Origin of the sequence: Streptomyces seoulensis (genome assembly GCF_022846655.1) — a bacterium.
Lineage (GTDB): Bacteria > Actinomycetota > Actinomycetes > Streptomycetales > Streptomycetaceae > Streptomyces.
This window is the reverse complement of sequence record NZ_AP025667.1, coordinates 230,268-253,635: the sequence shown is the minus strand read 5'-3', so window position 1 is coordinate 253,635 and position 23,368 is coordinate 230,268. Positions and strand designations below refer to the sequence as shown.

General features: G+C 70.7%; 20 protein-coding genes and 4 tRNA genes. 13 read left to right on the top strand and 11 right to left on the bottom strand.

Annotated features, from left to right (window positions below):
- Nucleotides 1–55: 55 nt before the first annotated feature.
- From hrpA to HEK131_RS01185, 3 genes are all read left to right on the top strand, one after another.
- On the top strand, nt 56–4,000 hold the full coding sequence (gene hrpA, locus HEK131_RS01195; protein WP_217462403.1) for an ATP-dependent RNA helicase HrpA: 3,945 nt from the start codon (nt 56–58) through the stop codon (nt 3,998–4,000).
- A gap of 96 nt (nt 4,001–4,096) precedes the next feature.
- Nucleotides 4,097–4,171: transfer RNA gene (locus tag HEK131_RS01190), tRNA-Asp, on the top strand.
- Between the two features lie 139 nt (nt 4,172–4,310).
- Nucleotides 4,311–4,490 (top strand): DUF6274 family protein, encoded by a 180-nt coding sequence (locus HEK131_RS01185; protein WP_244333312.1) that lies wholly within the window; start codon nt 4,311–4,313, stop codon nt 4,488–4,490.
- Between the two features lie 445 nt (nt 4,491–4,935).
- On the opposite strand, the gene bldC is transcribed toward HEK131_RS01185, so the two are convergent.
- Together bldC and HEK131_RS01175 are read right to left on the bottom strand one after the other, a co-directional pair.
- A complete protein-coding gene (gene bldC / locus HEK131_RS01180) occupies nt 4,936–5,142 on the bottom strand; it encodes a developmental transcriptional regulator BldC (RefSeq protein WP_003949541.1) in 207 nt (68 codons plus the stop codon).
- 531 nt (nt 5,143–5,673) lie between these two features.
- Nucleotides 5,674–6,516 carry a hypothetical protein gene (locus HEK131_RS01175; RefSeq protein WP_244333310.1) on the bottom strand — a complete coding sequence of 281 codons (843 nt, stop codon included), beginning with the start codon at nt 6,514–6,516 and terminating at the stop codon, nt 5,674–5,676.
- A 249-nt stretch (nt 6,517–6,765) separates the two neighbouring features.
- Here HEK131_RS01175 and HEK131_RS01170 point away from each other — a divergent pair, with 249 nt between their 5' ends.
- Together HEK131_RS01170 and HEK131_RS01165 are read left to right on the top strand one after the other, a co-directional pair.
- Nucleotides 6,766–7,860, top strand: a complete 1,095-nt coding sequence (locus HEK131_RS01170; protein ID WP_244333308.1) for a Leu/Phe/Val dehydrogenase — start codon at nt 6,766–6,768, stop codon at nt 7,858–7,860.
- A gap of 357 nt (nt 7,861–8,217) precedes the next feature.
- Nucleotides 8,218–8,469 (top strand): DUF3073 domain-containing protein, encoded by a 252-nt coding sequence (locus HEK131_RS01165; protein WP_217462399.1) that lies wholly within the window; start codon nt 8,218–8,220, stop codon nt 8,467–8,469.
- Between the two features lie 98 nt (nt 8,470–8,567).
- Here the strand turns inward: HEK131_RS01165 and purM are convergent, their stop codons facing one another.
- The 7 genes from purM to purS all read right to left on the bottom strand — a co-directional run bounded on the left by purM (nt 8,568) and on the right by purS (nt 15,920).
- Nucleotides 8,568–9,638, bottom strand: coding sequence for a phosphoribosylformylglycinamidine cyclo-ligase (gene purM / locus HEK131_RS01160; RefSeq protein ID WP_217462398.1), 1,071 nt, complete (start codon nt 9,636–9,638; stop codon nt 8,568–8,570).
- 43 nt (nt 9,639–9,681) lie between these two features.
- Nucleotides 9,682–11,211: an amidophosphoribosyltransferase gene (purF, locus tag HEK131_RS01155; RefSeq protein ID WP_161148894.1), complete on the bottom strand. Its 1,530-nt coding sequence runs from the start codon at nt 11,209–11,211 to the stop codon at nt 9,682–9,684.
- A gap of 200 nt (nt 11,212–11,411) precedes the next feature.
- A complete protein-coding gene (locus HEK131_RS01150; protein WP_244333306.1) occupies nt 11,412–11,852 on the bottom strand; it encodes an META domain-containing protein in 441 nt (146 codons plus the stop codon).
- 57 nt (nt 11,853–11,909) lie between these two features.
- The gene (locus tag HEK131_RS01145; protein ID WP_244333304.1) at nt 11,910–12,665 is read right to left on the bottom strand and encodes a sterol carrier family protein; all 756 of its coding nucleotides are present in this window, start codon (nt 12,663–12,665) and stop codon (nt 11,910–11,912) included.
- Nucleotides 12,666–12,724: 59 nt separating this feature from the next.
- The gene (gene purL / locus HEK131_RS01140) at nt 12,725–14,983 is read right to left on the bottom strand and encodes a phosphoribosylformylglycinamidine synthase subunit PurL (protein ID WP_244333302.1); all 2,259 of its coding nucleotides are present in this window, start codon (nt 14,981–14,983) and stop codon (nt 12,725–12,727) included.
- Nucleotides 14,980–15,660: a phosphoribosylformylglycinamidine synthase subunit PurQ gene (gene purQ, locus HEK131_RS01135; RefSeq protein WP_244333300.1), complete on the bottom strand. Its 681-nt coding sequence runs from the start codon at nt 15,658–15,660 to the stop codon at nt 14,980–14,982. The genes purL and purQ overlap by 4 nt, the downstream gene beginning before the upstream one ends.
- A complete protein-coding gene (purS, locus tag HEK131_RS01130) occupies nt 15,657–15,920 on the bottom strand; it encodes a phosphoribosylformylglycinamidine synthase subunit PurS (protein WP_030816897.1) in 264 nt (87 codons plus the stop codon). Before purS ends, purQ begins: the two co-directional genes overlap by 4 nt.
- 319 nt (nt 15,921–16,239) lie before the next feature.
- Here purS and HEK131_RS01125 point away from each other — a divergent pair, with 319 nt between their 5' ends.
- The 8 genes from HEK131_RS01125 to HEK131_RS01090 all read left to right on the top strand — a co-directional run bounded on the left by HEK131_RS01125 (nt 16,240) and on the right by HEK131_RS01090 (nt 20,748).
- Nucleotides 16,240–16,557: a histone-like nucleoid-structuring protein Lsr2 gene (locus tag HEK131_RS01125; protein ID WP_161148899.1), complete on the top strand. Its 318-nt coding sequence runs from the start codon at nt 16,240–16,242 to the stop codon at nt 16,555–16,557.
- Between the two features lie 157 nt (nt 16,558–16,714).
- A tRNA-Gly gene (locus tag HEK131_RS01120) sits at nt 16,715–16,786 on the top strand.
- Between the two features lie 79 nt (nt 16,787–16,865).
- A tRNA-Gly gene (locus HEK131_RS01115) sits at nt 16,866–16,938 on the top strand.
- Nucleotides 16,939–17,064: 126 nt separating this feature from the next.
- Nucleotides 17,065–18,003: an ABC transporter ATP-binding protein gene (locus HEK131_RS01110; RefSeq protein WP_244333298.1), complete on the top strand. Its 939-nt coding sequence runs from the start codon at nt 17,065–17,067 to the stop codon at nt 18,001–18,003.
- Nucleotides 18,000–18,788 (top strand): ABC transporter permease, encoded by a 789-nt coding sequence (locus tag HEK131_RS01105; protein ID WP_244333296.1) that lies wholly within the window; start codon nt 18,000–18,002, stop codon nt 18,786–18,788. The genes HEK131_RS01110 and HEK131_RS01105 overlap by 4 nt, the downstream gene beginning before the upstream one ends.
- 17 nt (nt 18,789–18,805) lie before the next feature.
- Entirely contained in the window at nt 18,806–20,038 is a 1,233-nt protein-coding gene (locus HEK131_RS01100) for a sensor histidine kinase (protein WP_244333295.1), read from the top strand.
- Entirely contained in the window at nt 20,035–20,649 is a 615-nt protein-coding gene (locus tag HEK131_RS01095) for a response regulator transcription factor (protein WP_217462390.1), read from the top strand. The genes HEK131_RS01100 and HEK131_RS01095 overlap by 4 nt, the downstream gene beginning before the upstream one ends.
- 23 nt (nt 20,650–20,672) lie before the next feature.
- Nucleotides 20,673–20,748, top strand: a tRNA-Gly gene (locus tag HEK131_RS01090).
- A gap of 41 nt (nt 20,749–20,789) precedes the next feature.
- On the opposite strand, the gene HEK131_RS01085 is transcribed toward HEK131_RS01090, so the two are convergent.
- Together HEK131_RS01085 and HEK131_RS01080 are read right to left on the bottom strand one after the other, a co-directional pair.
- A complete protein-coding gene (locus tag HEK131_RS01085; protein WP_244333292.1) occupies nt 20,790–21,689 on the bottom strand; it encodes a phosphoribosylaminoimidazolesuccinocarboxamide synthase in 900 nt (299 codons plus the stop codon).
- A gap of 70 nt (nt 21,690–21,759) precedes the next feature.
- Nucleotides 21,760–23,268, bottom strand: coding sequence for a N,N-dimethylformamidase beta subunit family domain-containing protein (locus HEK131_RS01080; protein ID WP_217462388.1), 1,509 nt, complete (start codon nt 23,266–23,268; stop codon nt 21,760–21,762).
- Between the last annotated feature and the right edge of the window lie 100 nt (nt 23,269–23,368).

Sequence of the window (23,368 nt, the reverse complement as noted above, 5' to 3'; positions counted from 1 at the left end):
CCGAGCGTCAATTCATTCGCGCACCATTTCCCCGAGGTGAGATCCTGGATCGCGTATGTCTACGCATCCCGCCCCCGCCTTGGGGTCTCTCGCCTCCCGTCTGACCGAGCTGTCGCTGCGTGACGCGCACCGGCTCGGGCGCAGGCTCGAAGGCGCACGCAAGATCCGTAAGCCGGAGGCGCGTGCCGCCGTCCTGGCCGAGCTGGAGGGCGAGGTCGACAAGGCCGCGTCCCGGATGACCGAGCGGCGCTCCCGGGTGCCCTCGGTCAGCTATCCCCAGCAGCTCCCGGTCAGCCAGAAGAAGGACGAGATCGCGGCCGCCATCCGCGATCATCAGGTCGTCATCGTGGCCGGTGAGACAGGCTCCGGAAAGACCACCCAGATCCCCAAGATCTGCGTGGAGCTGGGCCGGGGCCTGCGCGGGATGATCGGGCACACCCAGCCCCGCCGGATCGCCGCCCGGACCGTCGCGGAGCGCGTCGCCGACGAGCTGCACACCCCGCTCGGCGAGACCGTCGGCTGGAAGGTCCGCTTCACCGACCAGGTGAACCCGGACGCCACCTTCATCAAGCTGATGACCGACGGCATCCTGCTCGCGGAGATCCAGAACGACCGCGAGCTGCGCGCCTACGACACGATCATCATCGACGAGGCCCACGAGCGGTCGCTCAACATCGACTTCCTGCTCGGCTACCTCGCCCAGTTGCTGCCGAAGCGCCCTGACCTGAAGGTCGTCATCACCTCGGCGACCATCGACCCGGAGCGCTTCTCCCGGCACTTCGGCGATGCCCCGATCATCGAGGTCAGCGGACGGACGTACCCGGTGGAGGTGCGCTACCGGCCGCTGCTGGAGGAGGACTCCGCCGACGCCGACCGGGACCAGATCACCGCGATCACCGACGCCGTCGAGGAACTGGTGGCCGAGGGCCCCGGCGACATCCTCGTCTTCCTCTCCGGCGAGCGGGAGATCCGGGACACCGCGGACGCGCTGGAGAAGAAGAAGTACCGCTCGACCGAGGTGCTGCCGCTGTACGCCCGCCTCTCGCACGCCGAGCAGCACCGGGTGTTCCAGCAGCACACCGGGCGCCGGATCGTGCTGGCGACCAACGTCGCCGAGACCTCGCTGACCGTGCCCGGCATCAAGTACGTGATCGACCCCGGCTTCGCCCGGATCAGCCGCTACAGCCACCGCACCAAGGTCCAGCGGCTGCCCATCGAACCGGTCTCGCAGGCCAGCGCCAACCAGCGCAAGGGCCGCTGCGGCCGTACCTCCGACGGCATCTGCATCCGGCTGTACAGCGAGGACGACTTCCTCGCCCGGCCGGAGTTCACGGACGCCGAGATCCTGCGCACCAACCTCGCCTCCGTCATCCTGCAGATGACCGCGGCCGGCCTCGGCGACATCGAGAAGTTCCCCTTCATCGACCCGCCGGACCACCGCAACATCCGCGACGGCGTCCAGTTGCTCCAGGAACTGCACGCGTTCGACCCCGCGCAGAAGGACCCGCGCAAGCGGATCACCGACACCGGCCGCAAGCTCGCCCAGTTGCCGGTCGACCCGCGCCTGGCGCGGATGGTGCTGGAGGCCGCGAAGAACGGCTGCGTCCGCGAGGTCATGGTCATCGCCGCCGCCCTGTCCATCCAGGACCCGCGCGAGCGCCCCGCCGACAAGCAGACCCAGGCCGACCAGAGCCACGCCCGCTTCCGCGACGAGACCAGCGACTTCCTCGCCTACCTCAACCTCTGGCGGTACCTGCGCGAGCAGCAGAAGGAGCGCGGCTCCTCCTCGTTCCGCCGGATGTGCAAGCAGGAGTACCTCAACTTCCTGCGGGTGCGCGAGTGGCAGGACATCTACCTCCAGCTCCGCACGGTCGCCAAGCAGATGGACATCCACCTCAACGAGGAGGACGCCCCCGCCGACCGCGTCCACGTCTCCCTCCTCGCGGGCCTGCTCTCCCACGTCGGGATGAAGGACGTGAAGGACGGCAACAAGAACGAGTACCTGGGCGCCCGCAACGCCAAGTTCGCGGTGTTCCCCGGTTCCTCGCTGTTCAAGAAGCAGCCGAAGTTCCTGATGTCGGCCGAGCTGGTGGAGACCTCCCGGCTCTGGGCCCGCGTCAACGCCAGGATCGAGCCCGAGTGGGTCGAGCCGCTCGCGGAGCACCTGCTCAAGCGCACGTACAGCGAGCCGCACTGGGAGAAGGACCAGGCGGCCGTGATGGCGTACGAGAAGGTGACGCTGTACGGCGTCCCGATCGTCGCCCAGCGCAAGGTGAACTACGGCCGGATCGACCCCGAGATCTCCCGTGAGCTGTTCATCCGCAACGCCCTGGTCGAGGGCGACTGGCGCACCCACCACAAGTTCTTCGCCGACAACCGCAAGCTGCTCAGCGAGGTCGAGGAGCTGGAGCACCGGGCGCGGCGCCGGGACATCGTCGTGGACGACGAGACGCTGTTCGACTTCTACGACCAGCGGGTGCCCGAACACGTCGTCTCCGGCGCCCACTTCGACTCCTGGTGGAAGCACAAGCGGCACGAGCAGCCCGAGTACCTGGACTTCGAGCGGGAGATGCTCATCCGGGAGTCGGCGGAGGCGGTCACCAAGGCCGACTACCCCGACACCTGGCGCCAGGGCGAGCTGAAGTTCCGGGTGACCTACCAGTTCGAGCCGGGCGCGGACGCCGACGGTGTGACCGTGCACATCCCGCTCCAGGTGCTCAACCAGGTCACCGACGAGGGCTTCGACTGGCAGATCCCCGGCCTGCGCGAGGACGTCGTCACCGAGCTGATCCGCTCCCTGCCCAAGCCGGTCCGCCGCAACTACGTCCCGGCGCCGAACTACGCCAAGAAGTTCCTCCAGCGGGCGGTTCCCCTGCAGGAGCCGCTGGCGACGACCATGGCGCGCGAGCTGAAGCGCATGGTGGGCGTGCCCTTCGAGGCCGAGGACTTCGACTGGTCGAAGGTCCCGGACCATCTGAAGGTCACCTTCCGGATCGTGGACGAGCGGCGCCGCAACCTGGCCGAGGACAAGGACCTGGAGGCGCTCAAGCTCCAGTTGCGCCCGAAGGCCCGCCAGGCCATCTCGCAGGCCGCCGCGGCCACCGCGTCCCGGCAGGGCGGTCCCTCGCTGGAGCGCTCGGGCCTGACCGACTGGACGATCGGCACCCTCAGCCGGGTCTTCGAGACCCGGCGGGCCGGCCAGCCGGTGAAGGCGTACCCGGCGCTGGTGGACGACGGCGACACCGTCTCGGTCCGCCTCTTCGACACCGAGGAGGAGCAGGCCGAGGCGATGTGGAAGGGCGTACGCCGGCTGATCCTGCGCAACATCCCGGTGAACCCGGCGAAGTTCGCGTCCGACAAGCTGACCAACGCGCAGAAGCTCGCGCTCTCCGCCAACCCGCACGGTTCGGTGCAGGCGCTGTTCGACGACTGCGCGATGGCGGCGGCCGACAAGCTGATCGCGGACTTCGGCGGCCCGGTGTGGGACGAGGAGTCGTACCGGAAGCTCTACGACAAGGTGCGGGCCGAGATCGTGGACACCACCGTGCGTGCGGTGGGCCAGGTGCAGCAGGTGCTGGCCGCCTGGCAGGCGTGCGAGCGGCGGCTGAAGTCGGTGAACAGCCCGACCCTGCTGGCCAACCTGGCGGACGTACGGCAGCAGTTGGACGCGCTGGTCAAGCCCGGCTTCGTGACCTGGGCGGGCATCGCGCGGCTGCCGCATCTGATGCGCTACCTGGTGGCCGCCGACCGGCGCCTCCAGCAGATGCCGACGAACGTCCAGCGGGACACCACCCGGATGCAGAAGGTCCACGAGATGCGGGACGAGTACGCCTGGCTGCTGGAGCAGCTCCCCAAGGGGCGCCCGGTACCCCGGCAGGTGCTGGACATCCGCTGGATGATCGAGGAGCTGCGGGTCAGCTATTTCGCCCACGCGCTGGGCACCGCTCACCCGGTCTCCGACAAGCGGATCGTGAAGGCGATCGACGCCGCCGTACCGTAGCGGAGCCGCTGCGCTGGGTGAGTTCGACCTGCGCCCCCAGACTCCTGTACAGTCCTTCTCGCAGCGCAACGCGGAAAGCGGAGCGAGGCACCAGATGGTCCTGTGGAGCAGTTTGGAGTGCTCGCCACCCTGTCAAGGTGGAGGCCGCGGGTTCAAATCCCGTCAGGACCGCAGTAAGAGAAGGGCCCCCGGATTCCGGGGGCCCTTCCGCCGTTCCTGGGCTGCCCACCCGCGCCCTTGACGGGGTCACGTCCCGCCGGTACCCAGAAGACAGGCCCCGCTTCCCCTGTGCGGCCTGCGGAGGTGGCGTATGGCGGCATCGGCCCGGCACGAGACACGGGCGCTCCTGAGGGCGCATCTGGCGGCCGCCTCGTCCTACCGGCACCGCACCCGCCACTGCCCCGTCTGCCACCGCCTGCTGCGGCTGGCCATGGACGCCACCCCAACACCCGTTCGTACGGCGGACGATGGGGCGGACGAGCGCCAATAACCCACCGGTGGGCGGAACAACAAGGACCCTGGCGTGTGACGGGAGTCACGGCATGAGTTTTCGAAACCCGGGTTCTTACCACTGCCCTACAACAGGTCAATTTAATATGTGCAATTGCACCCGCCCCCGAGGTGCCCCACGGGGCTCGTGAGACAAGCGCGGGGGCTGCGGGCGAGGCGGCGCGCGGGACTTCCCGCGGCCCTCCCCAGACTCCGACAAGGCCGCTCACGCGGGGGCCGGCAGGCGCCCGTGAGCGCACAAAAAAGATCGCGCTGGACCCGGCGGAGTCCAGCGCGATCGACGACGCACCCGGTGCCACGTGCTTTCGGACTTCGTCCGGCGTGGGCATGGGGCCTGTTGGGGCAGGTCCCGCGTCGTGTGGAGCTAGGGTTCGGGCGCTTCGGCCGGTTGGGGGGCCGGTCGTTTTGCCCTGTTATTCAGTTGTTCAGGCCTCGCTGCGCTGCTGCGGGATGCCCGCGAGCAGAGCGCGGACCTCCGCCTCGCGGTAGCGGCGATGCCCGCCGAGCGTGCGGATCGACGTGAGCTTGCCGGCCTTCGCCCACCGCGTGACCGTCTTGGGGTCGACACGGAACATGGTGGCGACCTCAGCCGGGGTCAGCAGCGGCTCGGCATCAGGGGTGCGAGCGGTCATGAGCGGCCTCCTCGGGAGAACCGAACCTTCTCGGTTCTTTCCTCTAAATTCTGCACCTTGACCCGCGTTGCCCGAAATGGCGGACGCGAGTCGAGTCGGTTATAGGACGAACGGCTTGTCCTCGGCACTACAACTACACCATCTGTCCAGCCGCGTCGGCCAAACCGATGGAATTGCCCTCCCAGGTGTTCATCCACGACGGAAGCCGATGGACCATGCCATAGCGGACAGTCACGCCGACGTGACGATCAGTCACATGGCGATCGGGAGCCGCAAGGCCCCCCAAAGCGTGCAATGCGGAGAATCCGCCCATAGTGGAGCACAGATGGGCAGACAGAGTCCTCCCCGGACTCCTTGTCCTATTTTGGCACGAGGAGTGGCAAGAGACGCAAGGGCCGTGTAAGTGCCGTCCATCACCCAATGAGGCAAAAGCCCGGTTCGAGGCCAACGCCCCGTCAAACGGTCCAAGTTCCGTAGACCGTACGCTGTTCGAAGCCATTTCGACCGTGACGTACGTCACTTCGGGAGGGCTCAGTTCGCCGAGCGCAGGTCCCGCACCGACCGCCAGCGGGCCGCCAGACGTCCGTAGACACGGCTCGCGGCGCTCTCGTCGCCCCGGCGCAGCGCGTCGATGCCCTCGGCCACGTCCGCCGCGGAGTGGTCCTCCCGCAGCGTCCCGGCCGGCACCGCGTGCACCAGGCCGCCGTAGTCCAGCTCGACCACCGAGCGCGGGTGGAACTCCTCCAGCCAGCGGCCGACGTCCAGCACGCCGTCGATCAGCGGGCTCTCCCCGACCGTGTCCCTGAGGGTGCGCAGCGACCGCGCCACCCGGCGCCGGGCCTGCACCATCTGCGTGCGGTAGCGGAGCATCGGCGGGATCTCGCCGCTGCGCGGCTCGAAGCGGCGCTCCTCGTCGGCGACCAGCACGAACCAGGCCAGCGGGATCTGCCAGCTCGCGCCGCGGATCCAGGGGCGGGCGTCGGGGTTGCGGGCGAGCCAGCGCTCGTAGTCCTGGGCGGCCTGGTCGCGCACCAGGGGCGGCAGCGCCGCGTCCAGCACCGGCGGGGGCAGTTCCTCGCCGAGCCCGGCCAGCGCCTGCCAGCCGCGCAGCCGGGTCCGCCAGGGGCAGACGCACACCACGCCGTCCCGCTCCAGCACGAACGCGTCGGCGCTCTCGTGCACCGGTACCGGCACGGGCGGGGTGGGCAGCAGGTCGGCCAGCGCCCGGCGCAGCTCGTCCTGGTAGGTGGGGCGGTCCGGGCGGCGGGCGTAGCGCGTCCAGTGGTCGCGCTCCGGCTCCGGGAAGGCGGCCAGCGGCTCGTAGACGCGCAGGTAGGCGGCATAGGGGACGACCATGGAGGACACCTCGGGCACGCCTGCTCCCTCCCCGTCGGGGCCACCTCGCAACCACTGCGAATCGTGCCACGGCAGCGCCCGCGCGTCGCACCTGCGGGTGATCCTCGGCGGGTGCCGGTCGCGGGCCCGGCCCAGGCCCTACGCTCAGCCTTGCGGCCCAACGGCCGCGTGGCAGCACCCCGCCAGCATCCCCCGCCACCAAAAGTGTGGGGGGAACCCCCAGGGGCTCCGGCCCCGCCCGCCGCTTCTTACACAGGAGTCACCACAGTGACCGAGGTAACCGGCGTCACCGCAGATGTCCTGCACACCCTGTTCCGCTCGGACCAGGGCGGCCACGAGCAGGTCGTGCTCTGCCAGGACCGCGCCACCGGCCTGAGGGCCGTCATCGCCATCCACTCCACCGCGCTGGGCCCCGCGCTCGGCGGCACGCGCTTCCACCCGTACCCGAGCGAGGCCGAGGCCGTGGCCGACGCCCTCCAGCTCGCGCGCGGGATGTCGTACAAGAACGCCATGGCCGGTCTCGACCACGGCGGCGGCAAGGCCGTGATCATCGGTGACCCCGAGCGGGACCGCACGGAGGAGCTGCTGCTCGCCTACGGGCGCATGGTCGCCTCGCTGGGCGGCCGCTACGTCACCGCGTGCGACGTGGGCACCTACGTGGCCGACATGGACGTGGTGGCCCGCGAGTGCCGCTGGACCACCGGACGCTCGCCCGAGCAGGGCGGCGCGGGCGACTCCTCGGTGCTCACCGCGTTCGGCGTCTACCAGGGCATGCGCGCCTCGGCCCAGCACCTGTGGGGCGACCCCTCGCTGCGGGACCGCGTGATCGGCATCGCGGGCGTCGGCAAGGTCGGCCGGCATCTGGTCGGGCATCTCCTGGCGGAGGGTGCCGAGGTCGTGGTGACCGATGTGCGCGCGGAGGCCGTGGACCGGATCACCGAGGCCCACCCCGGTGTGCGCCGGGTCGCCGACACCGACGCCCTCATCCGGCTGGAGGGGCTCGACATCTACGCCCCCTGCGCGCTCGGCGGGGCGCTGGACGACCACACGGTGCCGGTGCTCACCGCCTCCGTGGTGTGCGGCGCGGCCAACAACCAGCTCGCCCACCCCGGTGTCGAGAAGGACCTCCAGGACCGGGGCGTCCTCTACGCGCCGGACTACGTGGTGAACGCGGGCGGGGTGATCCAGGTCGCCGACGAGCTGCACGGCTTCGACTTCGAGCGGTGCCGGGCGAAGGCCGCGAAGATCTTCGACACCACGCTGGCGATCTTCGCACGTGCGAAGGCGGACGGGGTTCCGCCCGCCGCCGCGGCCGACCGGATCGCCGAGCAGCGGATGGCCGAGGCCCGCGCGGCACACTGACCGACACGCCGGGGGAAGCAGTCACCCGGAGGCGGTCCCGGCAGTGCGTCCGGGCCGCGTCCGGCTGGGCGCTCGCCGCCCCCGGCGGTACCCGTCGGGGGCAACTTGGAGAGAACTGTCACTTCCGTCGGCGGGTCGTACCCCGATAAGTGGTTAAAATCGCCATTGACCAGCGAGGACAGGGCTCCTCGTGGGTCCTGTGCACACGCGCGTGCTGCGGGCGACGTACCGTATGGGCGCGGGCTCAGGTACCGTGGAAGCCCTACGGACCGGCCTCTCTACGGGGAGTCCGTTTCGGATCATGAACGCGTGTCAGACTCTGGGGCCGTTGAGCCCCGTCACCGAGGGGGTCGAGCCATGGGGCGCGGCCGGGCCAAGGCCAAGCAGACGAAGGTCGCCCGCCAGCTGAAGTACAACAGCGGTGGGACTGATCTGTCGCGTCTGGCCAGTGAACTGGGCGCATCAACTTCGAACCAGCCGCCGAACAGCGAGCCGTTCGAAGAGGATGAGGACGACGAGGAAGACCTCTACTCCCGTTACGCCGACCTCTATGAGGACGACGACGAGGACGAGGACGACGGTCCCTCACAGCACCGTCGCGGCGCTTGACCTTGCACTGAGCATCCTGCAACGAGCAGCGGAAGACCGGTCGGTGGCACTGCCACCGACCGGCTTCTGTGCTGTCCGGAAGCCGGCCGGCGGCCGGGCTAGACCGCGTAGTCGCCGACGAGTCCGGCGGCGCTCTCCTGCTCGCCGCGCTCGGCGATCGAGCCGGCCACCCAGGCTTCGACGCCCCGGTCGGCCAGCGTGGTCAGCGCGGCGTCGGCGGACTCCGCCGGGACGACGGCCATCATGCCGACGCCCATGTTGAGGGTCTTCTCCAGCTCCAGCCGCTCCACGTCGCCGCTGCGGCCGACCAGGTCGAAGACCGGGCCCGGCGTCCAGCTCGAGCGGTCCACGGTGGCGTACAGCCCGTCCGGGATCACCCGGGCCAGGTTGGCCGCGAGGCCGCCGCCGGTGATGTGCGAGAAGGCGTGCACCTCGGTGGTGCGGGTCAGCGCCAGGCAGTCCAGCGAGTAGATCTTGGTGGGCTCCAGGAGCTCCTCGCCGAGCGTGCGGCCGAACTCGGCGACCTCGCTCTCCAGCGCCAGCCCGGCCCGGTCCAGCAGGACGTGGCGGACCAGGGAGTACCCGTTGGAGTGAAGCCCGGAGGACGCCATGGCGATCACCACGTCGCCCGAGCGGATGCGGTCGGGGCCCAGCAGCCGGTCGGCCTCCACCACGCCGGTGCCGGCGCCGGCCACGTCGAAGTCGTCCGGGCCGAGCAGACCGGGGTGCTCGGCGGTCTCGCCGCCCACCAGGGCGCACCCGGCGAGCACACAGCCCTCCGCGATGCCCTTGACGATCGCGGCGACCCGCTCGGGGTGGACCTTGCCGACACAGATGTAGTCGGTCATGAACAGCGGCTCCGCGCCGCACACCACGATGTCGTCCATGACCATGGCGACCAGGTCGTGGCCGATCGTGTCGTACACGCCGAGGCGGCGCGCGATGTCGACCTTCGTGCCGACGCCGTCCGTGGCGGAGGCGAGCAGCGGGCGCTCGTAGCGCTTGAGGGCGGAGGCGTCGAAGAGGCCGGCGAAGCCGCCGATGCCGCCGAGGACCTCGGGGCGACGGGTCTTCTTCACCCACTCCTTCATCAGCTCGACCGCGCGGTCGCCCGCCTCGATGTCGACGCCCGCGCTGGCATAGCTGGCACCCGTGGTCTCAGAGGACATGACGTGAGAGAACTTTCCTGTCGTACGGCTCGGACGGCGCGGCTCAGGGACGCCGGATGGCGTCGGCCGCGGCGGTGGTGGCGGTTCCGGCCGCCAGCTCGGTCTCCAGCAACTGCTTGCCGAGCAGTTCCGGGTCGGGCAGGTCCATCGGGTACTCACCGTCGAAGCAGGCGCGGCACAGGTCCGGCTTGGCGATGGTGGTCGCGTCGATCATCCCGTCGATGGAGATGTAGGCGAGCGAGTCGGCGCCCAGGCTGGTGCCGATCTCCTCGATCGTCATGCCGTTGGCGATCAGCTCCGCGCGGGTGGCGAAGTCGATGCCGAAGAAGCAGGGCCACTTCACCGGGGGCGAGGAGATCCGGATGTGGACCTCGGCGGCGCCCGCCTCGCGCAGCATGCGGACCAGGGCCCGCTGGGTGTTGCCGCGCACGATGGAGTCGTCCACGACGACCAGGCGCTTGCCCTTGATGACTTCCTTGAGCGGGTTCAGCTTCAGCCGGATGCCGAGCTGGCGGATGGTCTGCGAGGGCTGGATGAAGGTCCGGCCGACGTAGGCGTTCTTCACCAGGCCGTTGCCGAAGGGGATGCCGGACGCCTCGGCGTAACCGATCGCGGCCGGGGTCCCGGACTCCGGGGTCGCTATGACCAGGTCGGCCTCGGCGGGCGCCTCCTTGGCCAGGCGGCGGCCCATCTCGACGCGGGACAGATACACGTTCCGGCCGGCGATGTCGGTGTCCGGGCGGGCCAGGTACACGTACTCGAAGACACAGCCCTTGGGCTTCGCTTCCGCGAACCGGGAGCTGCGCAGACCGTTCTCGTCGATGGCGATGAACTCGCCCGGCTCGATCTCGCGGACGTAGGAGGCGCCGCAGATGTCGAGGGCGGCGGACTCGGAGGCCACCACCCAGCCGCGCTCCAGCCGGCCGAGGACCAGCGGGCGGATGCCCTGCGGGTCACGGGCGGCGTAAAGGGTGTGCTCGTCCATGAAGACGAGGCTGAAGGCGCCCTTGACCTTCGGGAGCACCGCGTGGGCGGCCTCCTCGATGGTCATCGGCTTGCCGTCCTCGTCGACCTGCGCGGCGAGCAGCGCGGTCAGCAGGTCGGTGTCGTTGGTGGCCGCGACACGGGTGGAGCGGCCGTTGGTGTCCTTGGGCAGGTCGGCGACCATCTCCGCCAACTGGGCGGTGTTGACCAGGTTGCCGTTGTGGCCGAGCGCGATCGAACCGTGCGCGGTGGCGCGGAACGTCGGCTGGGCGTTCTCCCACACGGAGGCTCCGGTGGTCGAGTAGCGGGCGTGTCCGACCGCGATATGACCCTGGAGCGAACCGAGCGAGGTTTCGTCGAAGACCTGGGAAACCAGGCCCATGTCCTTGAATACGAGGATCTGGGAGCCATTACTGACCGCGATTCCCGCGGATTCCTGACCCCGGTGCTGGAGGGCGTAGAGCCCGAAGTACGTGAGCTTTGCGACCTCTTCACCCGGCGCCCAGACACCGAAGACGCCGCAAGCGTCCTGGGGGCCTTTTTCGCCGGGAAGCAGATCGTGATTGAGTCGACCGTCACCACGTGGCACGCCTCCGAGTGTAGGCGAGGCCGACCGCTGGGCCGAATTGGGGATACGTAGCCCTCGCCGAACCTGAGCTTGCGATCACCTTGGTTGATTCTGCGTTTACGCAGGTCAGAGAGGTGCGTGCGAGGCGGTCACGGACAGGTGGGGCTCAGGTGAGCGCTCCTGGGGCCTGTGGGGCCCTGTCCTGAGTGAGGTGTCGCACATCATTCGGACGCGCTCGGCGTGAGCTGGACGCGCCCTCCCTCGCCCGTGGTGAGGGTCAGCGCCCCGTCGTCGGTACGCGCGGTCAGCGCCCCGGAGTCGAGGGCGCGGGTCAGCGCGCGTTCGAAGGTCATCCGGGGTTCGTCGCACGCCATCCGGGTCGTGCGCAGGGTGCCGAAGTCGATCCGGCCGCCGTCGACGGTGGTGGGCGCGGAGAAGGTGTTGCAGCCGAGGTTGCCGGTCGCGCGGCCCTCGTCGTCGATGCGGATGCGGGCGGCCGCGGGGGCGCGGTGCGTGGTGCCGCCCTCGGTGACGCTGTCCACCCGCCAGTCGGTGCCGGTGAGCTTCGGCGGTGGGGCCACCGAGCCGCTGCCGGTGTCGGCGGTGTCGTTCCCACAGGCCACCGCGAGCGGTACGAGCGCGGCGGCCACGGTCAGTGTCATGCGCTGCGTGTGCCGGTCCATGCCGGTTCGACGTACGGGGAGCCGCCGGGGTTCCGGCTACGACCGCAGCGGCAGCAGGCCGGAGAGGTCGGCGCGCTCCCCGCTGGCCGACACCTCTGCGCGGGCGAGGGCGTCCGCCCAGGTCAGGCGGCCGGTGGCGAGGCGGACCCAGGTGAGCGGATCGGTCTCGACCACGTTGGGCGGGGTGCCCCGGGTGTGCCTCAGGCCCTCGACGCACTGCACCACCGCGTACGGCGGCACCCGCACCTCGGTGGAGCCGCCGGGCGCCTTGTCGGCGAGGGCGTCGGCGAGCAGCCGGGTCGCGGCGGCGAGGGCGTGCCGGTCCTGGGGCACGTCGAGTCCGGGTACGGCGTCGGACAGGTCGTCCGCGGCGAGGACCAGCTCGACGGCACGGGTGACCAGGTACTCGTTGAGCGGCAGCACACCCGCGCCGGTGTCCACGAGCGGACTGCCGGGGTGGTCGGCCAGCAGGGCGCGCAGATCGGCTTCGGCGGCGGCCAGGTCGGCCGGGGCCGGGGTGAAGGCGACGGGCGCACGCAGCGGCCACCGGGTGAGCGGCAGCGTCTGCTTCAACTGCGCCGGCCGCTCCAGCGCCTGCCGTACGGCCGCGACGCAGGCGGTCACCTGCGCGGCCAGCTCCCCGACGGTCATCCCGTCCCGCCGTGTGGGCAGGGCGAGTTGATCGGGGCCGAGGCCGGCGACGGCCTCCCGTACCGCGCCGAGCTGTGCGAGCACGGCCGTGCGGGTCCTCAGGGGGTCGTACTTGCGGGCACGCTTCTTCGCCGGGGGCATGGGGCGACCCTATGCCGGGACGGCCCCCGCCCGGGTGGGGCGGGAGCCGTCCGCGGTCATCACGCCAGCAGGGCCGGGATGGTGTTCTCGTGCGCCTCGCGCAGCTCGGCCAGGGAGAGGCCGAACTCGCCCTGGATCTCGACCGAGTCACCGTCCACGACACCGATGCGGGTGGCCGGAAGGCCCCGCGCGCCGCACATGTCGGTGAAGCGCAGCTCCTCCGAGCGCGGCACGGCGACGAGCGCGCGGCCCGCCGACTCCGACAGCAGGAAGGTGAACGCGTCCAGACCGTCCGGGACGATCAGTCGCGCGCCCTTCTCCCCGAGCAGCGCCGACTCGACCACGGCCTGGATCAGACCGCCGTCGGAGAGGTCGTGCGCGGAGTCGACCATGCCGTCGCGGGAGGCGGAGATGAGGATCTCGGCCAGCAGCCGCTCCCGCTCCAGGTCGACCTTCGGGGGCAGGCCGCCGAGGTGGTCGTGGACGACCTGGGACCAGGCCGAGCCGCCGAACTCCTCGGAGGTGTCACCCAGGAGGTAGAGGAGCTGCCCCTCCTCCTGGAAGGCGACCGGGGTGCGCCGGGCCACGTCGTCGATGACGCCGAGCACCGCGACCACCGGGGTCGGGTGGATGGCGGCCTCGCCGGTCTGGTTGTACAGCGAGACGTTGCCGCCGGTCACCGGGGTGCCGAGCTGGAGGCAGCCGTCCGCCAGACCGCGCACGGCCTCCGCGAACTGCCACATCACGGCCGGGTCCTCGGGCGAACCGAAGTTCAGGCAGTCGGAGACGGCGAGCGGCTTCGCGCCGGTCGTCGCCACGTTCCGGTACGCCTCCGCCAGCGCGAGCTGCGCACCCGTGTACGGGTCGAGCTTGGCGTAGCGACCGTTGCCGTCGGTGGCGATGGCGACGCCGAGGCCGGTCTCCTCGTCCACGCGGATCATGCCGGAGTCCTCCGGCTGGGCGAGGACGGTGTTGCCCTGCACGAAGTGGTCGTACTGCGAGGTGATCCACTTCTTCGACGCCTGGTTGGGCGACGCGACCAGCTTCATGACCTGCTCGCGCAGTTCCTCGGAGGTCGCGGGACGCGGCAGCTTGTTCGCGTCGTCGGCCTGGAGGGCGTCCTGCCAGTCGGGGCGGGCGTAGGGGCGCTCGTAGACCGGGCCGTCGTGGGCGACGGTGCGCGGGTCGACGTCGACGATCTTGCCGCCGTGCCAGTAGATCTCCAGGCGGTCGCCGTCGGTCACCTCACCGATGACGGTGGCGATGACGTCCCACTTCTCGCAGATCTCCATGAAGCGGTCGACCTTCTCCGGCTCGACCACCGCGCACATGCGTTCCTGCGACTCGCTCATGAGGATCTCCTCGGGCGAGAGCGTGGAGTCGCGCAGCGGAACGTCGTCCAGGGTGACGGTCATGCCGCCGGAGCCGTTGGAGGCCAGCTCACTGGTGGCGCAGGACAGCCCGGCGGCGCCGAGGTCCTGGATGCCGACGACCAGCTTCTCCTTGAACGCCTCCAGGGTGCACTCGATGAGGAGCTTCTCCTGGAAGGGGTCACCGACCTGGACGGCCGGGCGCTTGGAGGGCTTGGCGTCGTCGAAGGTCTCGGAGGCGAGGATCGAGGCGCCGCCGATGCCGTCGCCGCCGGTCCGGGCACCGTAGAGGATGACCTTGTTGCCGGCGCCGGACGCCTTGGCGAGGTGGATGTCCTCATGCCGCATGACGCCGATGGCACCGGCGTTGACCAGCGGGTTGCCCTGGTAGCAGGCGTCGAAGACGACCTCGCCGCCGATGTTGGGCAGGCCCAGGCAGTTGCCGTAGCCGCCGATGCCCGCGACGACGCCGGGCAGCACGCGCTTGGTGTCGGGGTGGTCGGCGGCGCCGAAGCGCAGCGGGTCCACGACCGCGACGGGGCGGGCGCCCATGGCGATGATGTCGCGCACGATGCCGCCCACGCCCGTGGCCGCGCCCTGGTAGGGCTCGACGTAGGAGGGGTGGTTGTGCGACTCGACCTTGAAGGTGACCGCGTAGCCCTGGCCGACGTCGACCACGCCCGCGTTCTCGCCGATGCCGACGAGCATGGCGTCGGACTGCGGCGCCTTCTCGCCGAACTGGCGCAGGTGGACCTTGGAGGACTTGTACGAGCAGTGCTCGGACCACATGACCGAGTACATGGCGAGTTCGGCGCCGGTCGGGCGGCGGCCGAGGATCTCGACGACCCGCTCGTACTCGTCCTTCTTCAGGCCGAGTTCGGCCCAGGGCAGCTCGACGTCGGGGGTCGCGGCCGCGTTTTCGACCGTGTCCAGAGGCGTCCGGCTCATGCGTTGACCAGCTTCTTGAGGATCGAGGTGAAGAAGGGGAGGCCGTCGGTGCGGCCCGTTCCGATCAGCGGCTCGACGGCGTGCTCGGGGTGCGGCATGAGACCGACGACGTTCCCGGCCTCGTTGGTGATGCCGGCGATGTCGTTGAGCGAGCCGTTGGGGTTCATGTCCAGGTAGCGGAAGACGACCCGGCCCTCCGCCTCCAGCTCGTCGAGCGTGTACGCGTCGGCGACGTACCGGCCGTCCATGTTCTTCAGCGGGATGTGGATCTCCTGGCCCTGGCGGTAGTCGCCGGTCCAGGAGGTCTCCGCGTTCTCCACCCGCAGCTTCTGGTCGCGGCAGATGAAGTGGAGGTGGTCGTTGCCGAGCATCCCGCCGGGCAGCAGGTGCGCCTCGGTGAGGACCTGGAAGCCGTTGCAGATTCCGAGGACCGGAAGGCCGGCCTTCGCCTGCTCGATGACGGTCTCCATCACCGGCGAGAAGCGGGAGATGGCTCCGGCGCGCAGATAGTCGCCGTAGGAGAAACCGCCGGGCAGCACGACGGCGTCGACCTGCTTCAGGTCCTTGTCCTTGTGCCACAGCGCGACGGGTTCGGCGCCGGCGAGGGTGATGGCGCGCCGGGTGTCACGGTCGTCCAGGCTTCCCGGAAATGTGACGACGCCAATACGAGCGGTCACTCGGCGGCCCCCGCCACTTCCTCCACCTTCACGGTGAAGTCCTCGATCACCGTGTTGGCGAGGAAGGATTCCGCCAGATCGTGGATGCGGGCGAGCGCGGCCTCGTCGACCGGCCCCTCTACTTCCAGCTCGAATCGCTTTCCCTGACGGACGTCCGAGATCCCCGTGAAACCCAGGCGCGGCAGCGCACGCTGGACCGCCTGGCCCTGGGGGTCGAGGATCTCCGGCTTGAGCATGACGTCGACTACGACGCGTGCCACTGGCACTCCCGGTGTGTGGTGCTGAGCAGGTTCCTTCAGACTACCCGTACAAAATTTCTACGCGGGTAGAGTTGGAGGTTTCTACGTGACCCGCATCACGATCGGGTGTCGAACACGGGCCTTGGTGGAAATTTCTGGGAAAGTTCTGCGGGCCGTCCGTGATGCCTATTGAGTCCGGACACGCGGACGTATTCAGTGGGGCTTCCCATTTCATTGCCGCGCACTGTACAAATGAATTGGCAATAGCCGATACTCGGCACGTCATTGCCGGTGAAGCCGGTGAACCGTATCGACGTGCCGCACGAAGGGACCGATATCCGTGGCGCAAAAGGTCGTGGTCACGCTCTTCGACGACATCGACGGCTCGGAAGCGGCGGAAACGATCGCCTTCGGACTCGACGGCAAGTCGTACGAGATCGACCTGAACGAAACCAACGCCAAGAAACTGCGCAAGGCGCTCGCGCCCTACGTGGAGGCCGGCCGCAAGCGCGCCCGGTCCGGCAAGGCGTACAAGCAGACCGAGGTCGCCCCCGACCCGTCGGCCATCCGCGCCTGGGCCCAGGCGAACAAGATGGACGTGCCCGCGCGCGGCCGCATCCCCAAGAAGGTCTACGAGGCGTTCAGCGCCGCCCGCTGAGCCCGTACGGGACGACCCCTCAGGGCTCCGCACGCCGGGCCCTGAGACTCGTTCACCTGACCTCGGGGGGAACCGACTTGCGCAACCCCCCTGCTGATCGGCTAATGTCTGGGACACGCCGAGGGGCGAGGCCGGAAGGCCGAAACCCACGGAGCGTGCGGGTGTAGTTCAGTAGTAGAACACCCCCCTTCCAGGGGGGAGGCGCAGTGTGCGATTCCTGTCACCCGCTCTGGCACCGGTCATGACCATCCTTTTGGATCAGGTAGGCTGGTGCTCGCACCGATCGGTGGGAGCCGGTCGGGAGCAGTGCGGACGTAGCTCAGTTGGTAGAGCGCAACCTTGCCAAGGTTGAGGTCGCGAGTTCGAGCCTCGTCGTCCGCTCAGCGAAAAGCCCCGGTCTTCGGACCGGGGCTTTTTTGTATGCCCCCCGCCCGCTCTGACATTTGTCATGGCAGCCGATGACACCGCGCACTGCCGGCCGGGCCGGACCGCCGGGACGCTGGAGCCATGGACAGCACCCCACACTCCCCTGTGATCGAGGTCACCGATCTGCGGCGGGTCTACGGCGACGGGTTCGAGGCCGTGCGCGGCATCACCTTCTCCGTGGCCCGCGCCGAGATCTTCGCCCTGCTCGGCACCAACGGCGCGGGCAAGACCTCCACCGTCGAACTGCTGGAGGGCCTCGCGGAACCCGCCGGGGGCCGGGTGAAGGTCCTCGGCCACGACCCCTACGCCGAGCGGGCCGCCGTACGCCCGCGCACCGGCGTGATGCTCCAGGAGGGCGGCTTCCCCTCCGACCTCACCGTCGCCGAGACCGTCCGCATGTGGGCGGGCTGCACCAGCGGCGCCCGTTCCGGGGCGGAGGCACTGGACCGGGTCGGCCTCACCGGGCGGACCCGCGTACGGATCAAGCAGTTGTCCGGCGGGGAGCGGCGGCGCCTCGACCTGGCGCTCGCCCTGCTCGGCGACCCCGAGGTGCTGTTCCTGGACGAGCCCACCACCGGACTGGACGCCGAAGGCCGCCGGGACACCTGGGAGTTGGTGCGCTCGCTGCGCGACACCGGCACGACCGTGCTGCTCACCACGCACTATCTGGAAGAAGCGGAGGGCCTGGCCGACCGGCTGGCGATCCTGCACGAGGGCCGTATCGCCGTCTCCGGCACCCCGGCCGAGGTCACCGCGGACCGCCCGGCCAGCATCTCCTTCCGGCTGCCCGAGGGGTACTTCCCCGGCGACCTGCCTCCGCTGGCCGAACTCGGCGTCTGCGCCCACAAGATCAGGGGGCGTGCCGTCCGGCTCAGCACCCGCGAGCTCCAGCGGTCGGCCACCGGCGTGCTGGCCTGGGCACAGGGGGCCGGGGTGCGGCTGCACGGCCTGGACATGCGGTCGGCGTCACTGGAGGAGGCGTTCCTCGGGATCGCCGGAGAGCGGGAGGCGGCGGCATGAGCGGCACGGCACTGTCCATCGGAAACGGAGCGGCCCGGCGGCTGGGCGCGCTGGCCCGCGCCGAACTCACCCTGCTCGGCCGCAACAAGGGTGTGGTGCTCACCGCGCTGGTCGTGCCGCTCACCCTGCCCTTCACCGCACGGCAGGCCATCGACCGACTGGAACTGGAGAAGCTCGGGCTCAGCGTCGGCACGGTCATGCTGCCCGCCGCCGTCGGCTTCACCTTCCTCTTCGCGGTCTACGCCTCCCTGGTCAACGCCTACGTCGCCCGCCGCGAGGAACTCGTCCTCAAGCGGCTGCGCACCGGCGAACTCTCCGACCCCGAGATCCTCACCGGGACCGCCCTGCCCGCCCTGGCCCTCGGGCTCGCCCAGGCGCTGCTGCTCTGCGCCGGCTGCACGGCACTGCTGCGTCTCGGCCCGCCGAAGGCACCGCACCTGGCGCTGCTCGGGCTGGTGGCCGGGCTGGTCACCAGCGCCGCCCTGGCCGCGCTGACCGCCTCCTTCACCCGCAGCGCGGAGAGCGCCCAGGTGACCGCGCTGCCGGTGGTGTTCGCCTCCATGCTCGGCTCCGGCATCATGTTCCCGACCGAGGCCATGCCCGACCGGCTCGCCGACATCTGTGAACTCCTCCCGCTCTCCCCGGCGATCCGCCTGGTCCGCGGCGGCTGGACCGGGCACCTGAGCGCGTACGAGGCACTGGGCGCCACGGCGACCGCGCTGGCCTGGGCGGTCGTGGCAGTGTTCGCCGCGAGGCGCTGGTTCCGCTGGGAACCGCGCCGCTGACACCGGGGGGAGACGGGATGCTGGGCCGGATGCGGGGGCTGCGCGAGCGGCACTGGCGGGCGCGGAGCAAGGCGGAGCGGGTGGAGCTGACCACCCTCGGCATGTGGCATCTGACGCCGTGGCTGCTCTCGGTGAGCTGGCTGCTGATGCCCCTGATCGGCGGTCTGCATCACCGGCCGGTGCCGCTCGTGCTCGGCGCGTCCCTGGTCGTCGTGGCCGTGCTGCAGTGCGTGGAGGCCAACCGCCTCATCCGGCCCGCGCTCGGCCGCTACCTCGGGCGCACCGGGCAGCCCGGTCCGGTGCTGTGGGGCTCGTGGGTGCTGCTCGGCGCCGCCCTCGCGCTGATCGTGGCGCTGGCGGCGGTGGACGGTGTCGAAGCGGTGACGGCCAGGCTCGCCTTGGGGGCGGTGCTGACGCCGTTCGGCCTGCCGTACGCGCTGGTGGTGCCGGTCCGGGACTACCTGCGCAAGGTGGTCGTGCTCGCCGGCGTGGTGGTCACCGCGACCGCGCTCGTCCAGCCTGACAGCGGCGGCAGGATCCTGGGCGCCGGTCTCGTGGCCGCCTTCGGCTTCCTGCTGGCCCTGGGTGCCGGCCGCAGCGGCGCTTGGACCCTCTCCGTGCTCTGGGAAGCCGAGCGGGCCCGGGAGGTGGAGGCACGGCTCGCCGTGGCGGAGGAGCGGCTGCGGTTCGGGCGGGACCTGCACGACGTGCTGGGCCGGAACCTCTCGGTGATCTCTCTGAAGAGCGAGCTGGCCGTCCAGTTGGCCCGGCGCGGGCGGCCGGAGGCGGTGGAGCAGATGATCGAGGTCCAGCGCATCGCGCAGGAGTCGCAGCGCGAGGTGCGGGAGGTCGTACGCGGCTACCGGGAGGCCGACCTCGTGGCCGAACTCGCGGGAGCCAAGGGTGTGTTGGGTGCTGCGGGGATCGTGTGCGAGGTGACCGCCGAGAACGCGGCGTTGCCGGTCCCGGTGCAGTCCGCGCTGGCCTGGGTGGTGCGTGAGGCGGCCACCAACGTGCTGCGGCACGGGGACGCGGGGCACTGCGCGGTGGAACTGGTGACACGGAAGGGACATGTGGTGCTGACGGTGGAGAACGACGGCGCCGGAGAACCGGAGAAGGCCGGCGGCTCCGGTCTGGTCGGGCTGCGGGAGCGGCTGGCCGCCGTCGAGGGCACGCTGACGGCGGGGCTCGTCGGCGAGGGCCGGTTCCGGCTCGAGGCGCGGGTGCCGATGGGCCGGGTGTCCGCATGAGCGGGCCGGTGCGGCTGCTGCTGGCCGACGACGAGCATCTGATCCGGGGCGCGCTGGCCGCGCTGCTCTCGCTGGAGGACGACCTGCTGGTCGTCGCGGAGGCGGCGAGCGGGCCCGAAGCGCTGGCGATGGCACGGGCGCACGAGCCCGACGTGGCCGTGCTGGATCTCCAGATGCCGGGTGCCGACGGTGTGAGGGTGGCCACATCCCTGCGGGCCGAACTGCCCGGTTGCCAGGTGCTGATCGTGACCGGGCACGGGCGCCCCGGGCATCTGAAGCGGGCGCTGGCGGCGGGTGTGCGCGGGTTCGTCCCGAAGACGGTCAGCGCCGAGCGGCTCGCCGAGATCATCCGGACCGTGCACGCCGGAAGCCGGTACGTCGACCCCGAGTTGGCCGCCGACGCGATCTCCGCCGGCGACTCCCCGCTGACCGCGCGGGAGGCCGAGGTGCTGGAACTGGCGGCCGACGGGGCACCGGTCACGGAGATCGCCGAGCGGGCCGCGCTGTCGCCGGGGACGGTACGGAACTATCTCTCCTCGGCCGTCACCAAGCTGGGCGCGGAGAACCGGCACACCGCGGTGCGTCTCGCACGGGACCGGGGTTGGGTATAGTTGGCTCCGCGCCACGGCGCACTGCGGACGTAGCTCAGTTGGTAGAGCGCAACCTTGCCAAGGTTGAGGTCGCGAGTTCGAGCCTCGTCGTCCGCTCCATGAAGAAGCCCCCCGGTTCTCACCGGGGGGCTTTTCTCGTCCTAGGACCAGCGGGTGCCGGTCAGCCGCTCGTACGCCTCGATGTACTTGGCGCGGGTCGCCGCCACGACCTCCTCGGGCAGCGCGGGCGGGGGCTGCTCGCTCTTGCGGTCCCAGCCGGACTCGGGGCCGGTCAGCCAGTCCCGCACGAACTGCTTGTCGTACGACGGCTGGGCGTGGCCCGGCTCATAGGTCTCGGCGGGCCAGAAGCGGGACGAGTCCGGGGTGAGCACCTCGTCGGCGAGGACCAGGTCGCTGCCGTCGAAGCCGAACTCGAACTTGGTGTCCGCGAGCACGATCCCCCGGTCACGGGCGATGTCACGGGCGCGGGCGTACACCGCGAGGGTGGCCTGGCGGAGCTGGGCGGCGGTCTCGGGGCCGACCTGGCGGGCCACCTCCTCGTAGGAGACGTTCTCGTCGTGCTCGCCGACCTCGGCCTTGGTGGCCGGGGTGAAGATCGGGCCGGGCAGCTCCGAGCCGTCGACCAGGCCCTCGGGCAGCGCGAGCCCGCAGACCGTACGGGACTCCCGGTACTCCGCGAGGCCGGAGCCGGTCAGGTAGCCGCGGGCCACGCACTCCACCGGGACCATGTCCAGCGACTTGCAGACCAGGGTGCGGCCGGCCCAGTCGGCGGGGGCGCCCTCGGGCAGCTCGGTGCTGATGACGTGGTTGGGCGCCAGGTCGCGGAGCTGGTCGAACCACCACAGCGACAACTGGGTGAGCACCCGGCCCTTGTCGGGGATCTCGGTGGGCAGCACCCAGTCGTACGCGGAGATGCGGTCGCTGGCGACCATCACGAGGTCGCCCGCCGCGTCGCGGTACAGCTCGCGCACCTTGCCGGTGTGCAGGTGCACCAGCCCCGGAACCTGGATCGGCTCGGGCTTTTCTACGAATCCGGACACGGTTCCTCCCCGTGGTTCTGTCCAACTGCCTCGATTCTCCCGTATGCCGGTGATCGGGCTGGTGGCAGGGTCAGTCCCGCTTGCAGATGCGGTCCAGCAGGTTGGCGGTGGCCCGCTGGACACGGGCGTCCACATGGCCGGGCCGGTCCAGCGACGGGGACCAGGCGAAGGTGCCGGAGGCGAAGACCCAGGCGCCGGACGGGGCGCGGTACAGGGAGGTCTCCTGGTGGCGCCGGACGCCCTCGCCGTCGGTGTACGGGGAGTGCGCGAGCAGTACCCGCTCCTCGTGCTCGGGCAGGGCGGTGCGCGGGAAGTACCGGTCCGCCTCGCCCGCGACCAGGCCCGGGATCTCGTCGCCCTCGCGGGCACCGGTGGCGTCCCAGAGCCAGTGGTCGGCGTTGCGGACGATCAGCGGATGCGGCTCGGGCACCCGGCCCGCGTACTGGATGCCGATCAACTGCTGCTCGGGGCGGTCGATCTCCCGCCACAGCACCGGCTTTCCGGGGCCCTTGCGCTTGCGGCAGGTCAGCAGCCGGTCCGGCACCCCGGACGCGGAGGGCGACAACTCCACCTGCCAGTACATGGTGTTGGCCGACAGGAAGACCAGCGAGGTGCCCCGGTCGCGGGCCTCCTCCACCGCCCGGCGCATCGGGACCGACCAGTACTCGTCGTGGCCGGGGAAGACCAGGCCCCGGTACCGGGTGGGGTCGACACGGCCCGCGTGCAGATCGCGGGCGTCGGCGTAGGCGAGGTCGTAGCCGTAGCGCTCGGCCCAGCGGATGAAGTCGTAGGCGTGGCCGACGTGCAGGGGCAGGCCCGCGCCGGCGTACGGGCGGTCGAAGGAGACGGTGGTGGCGGCGTCGGCCTCGCCGAGGAGAGCCCCCTTCTCGTCCCAGGCGTGGTAGAGGCTGGCGCCCGTACGGCCGTCCTCCGGGTACAGGTTGTACGCCTGCCAGGTGATGTCGGGGAGCAGCAGGAGCAGGTCGGCGGGCTCGTCGTCGCGGACCGTGAAGGGCACGTGGGAGCGGTAGCCGTCGGCGGTGGTGAGGACGGCCACGTACGCCCCGACACGCCACTCCGCGGGCACCTGCAGGCGCCAGGACAGCCACCAGTGGTGGCAGGAGACGGTGCGGTCGGCGGCCAGCGGCGGGGTCTGGACGATGCCGGAGAGCCGGGGGCTGGTGGTGATCTTGGCGGCGCCGTGACCGGCGTAATGGCCGATCCGGTAGATGTCGACGCTGAACTCCTGCGGCGGGTCGACCGTGATGTGGAAGTCGATCGCCTCGCCGGGCGCGACCGCGCCGGTGGACGCGAACCCCTTGATCTGGCGGCCCACGTCGTCGGCCGAGCGCGGGCCGGGGCCGGCCGAGCGCGGGGCCGGGACGCGCGGTGCGCCGGGACGGCCGGGCCGGGTGGTGGCCGGCTGGGTGGTGTCGACGTACCAGGGGACCACCTGGCCGGTGTCGTCGAAGTAGGTCTCGCTGCCGCGCAGCCAGGGGACCGGGCCCTGGCCGAAGGGATCGGTGACGGCGTGCGCGAGCGCTCCCGACTCCCAGCGGCGGATGTGATCCGAGGTCATGGACGCCCCCTCCCTCGTGCCCCCGTTGCCTTTATGGCGTTGTCTGTGGTGCCAGGACCGGGCCCGGTGCCGTCGCGTGCCGTCTCGGGTGTGCTCGGTG

What these genes read in the sequence shown, in the direction of transcription:
- bldC (WP_003949541.1), bottom strand. Translation starts at nt 5,142, where the DNA reads ATGACCGCTCGCACCCCTGATGCCGAGCCGCTGCTGACCCCGGCTGAG.
- HEK131_RS01080 (WP_217462388.1), bottom strand. Translation starts at nt 23,268, where the DNA reads ATGACCTCGGATCACATCCGCCGCTGGGAGTCGGGAGCGCTCGCGCAC.
- purM (WP_217462398.1), bottom strand. Translation starts at nt 9,638, where the DNA reads ATGTCCTCTGAGACCACGGGTGCCAGCTATGCCAGCGCGGGCGTCGAC.
- HEK131_RS01185 (WP_244333312.1), top strand. Translation starts at nt 4,311, where the DNA reads ATGGCGGCATCGGCCCGGCACGAGACACGGGCGCTCCTGAGGGCGCAT.
- HEK131_RS01165 (WP_217462399.1), top strand. Translation starts at nt 8,218, where the DNA reads ATGGGGCGCGGCCGGGCCAAGGCCAAGCAGACGAAGGTCGCCCGCCAG.
- purL (WP_244333302.1), bottom strand. Translation starts at nt 14,983, where the DNA reads ATGAGCCGGACGCCTCTGGACACGGTCGAAAACGCGGCCGCGACCCCC.
- HEK131_RS01105 (WP_244333296.1), top strand. Translation starts at nt 18,000, where the DNA reads ATGAGCGGCACGGCACTGTCCATCGGAAACGGAGCGGCCCGGCGGCTG.
- HEK131_RS01145 (WP_244333304.1), bottom strand. Translation starts at nt 12,665, where the DNA reads ATGCCCCCGGCGAAGAAGCGTGCCCGCAAGTACGACCCCCTGAGGACC.
- HEK131_RS01110 (WP_244333298.1), top strand. Translation starts at nt 17,065, where the DNA reads ATGGACAGCACCCCACACTCCCCTGTGATCGAGGTCACCGATCTGCGG.
- HEK131_RS01100 (WP_244333295.1), top strand. Translation starts at nt 18,806, where the DNA reads ATGCTGGGCCGGATGCGGGGGCTGCGCGAGCGGCACTGGCGGGCGCGG.
- hrpA (WP_217462403.1), top strand. Translation starts at nt 56, where the DNA reads ATGTCTACGCATCCCGCCCCCGCCTTGGGGTCTCTCGCCTCCCGTCTG.
- HEK131_RS01095 (WP_217462390.1), top strand. Translation starts at nt 20,035, where the DNA reads ATGAGCGGGCCGGTGCGGCTGCTGCTGGCCGACGACGAGCATCTGATC.
- HEK131_RS01150 (WP_244333306.1), bottom strand. Translation starts at nt 11,852, where the DNA reads ATGACACTGACCGTGGCCGCCGCGCTCGTACCGCTCGCGGTGGCCTGT.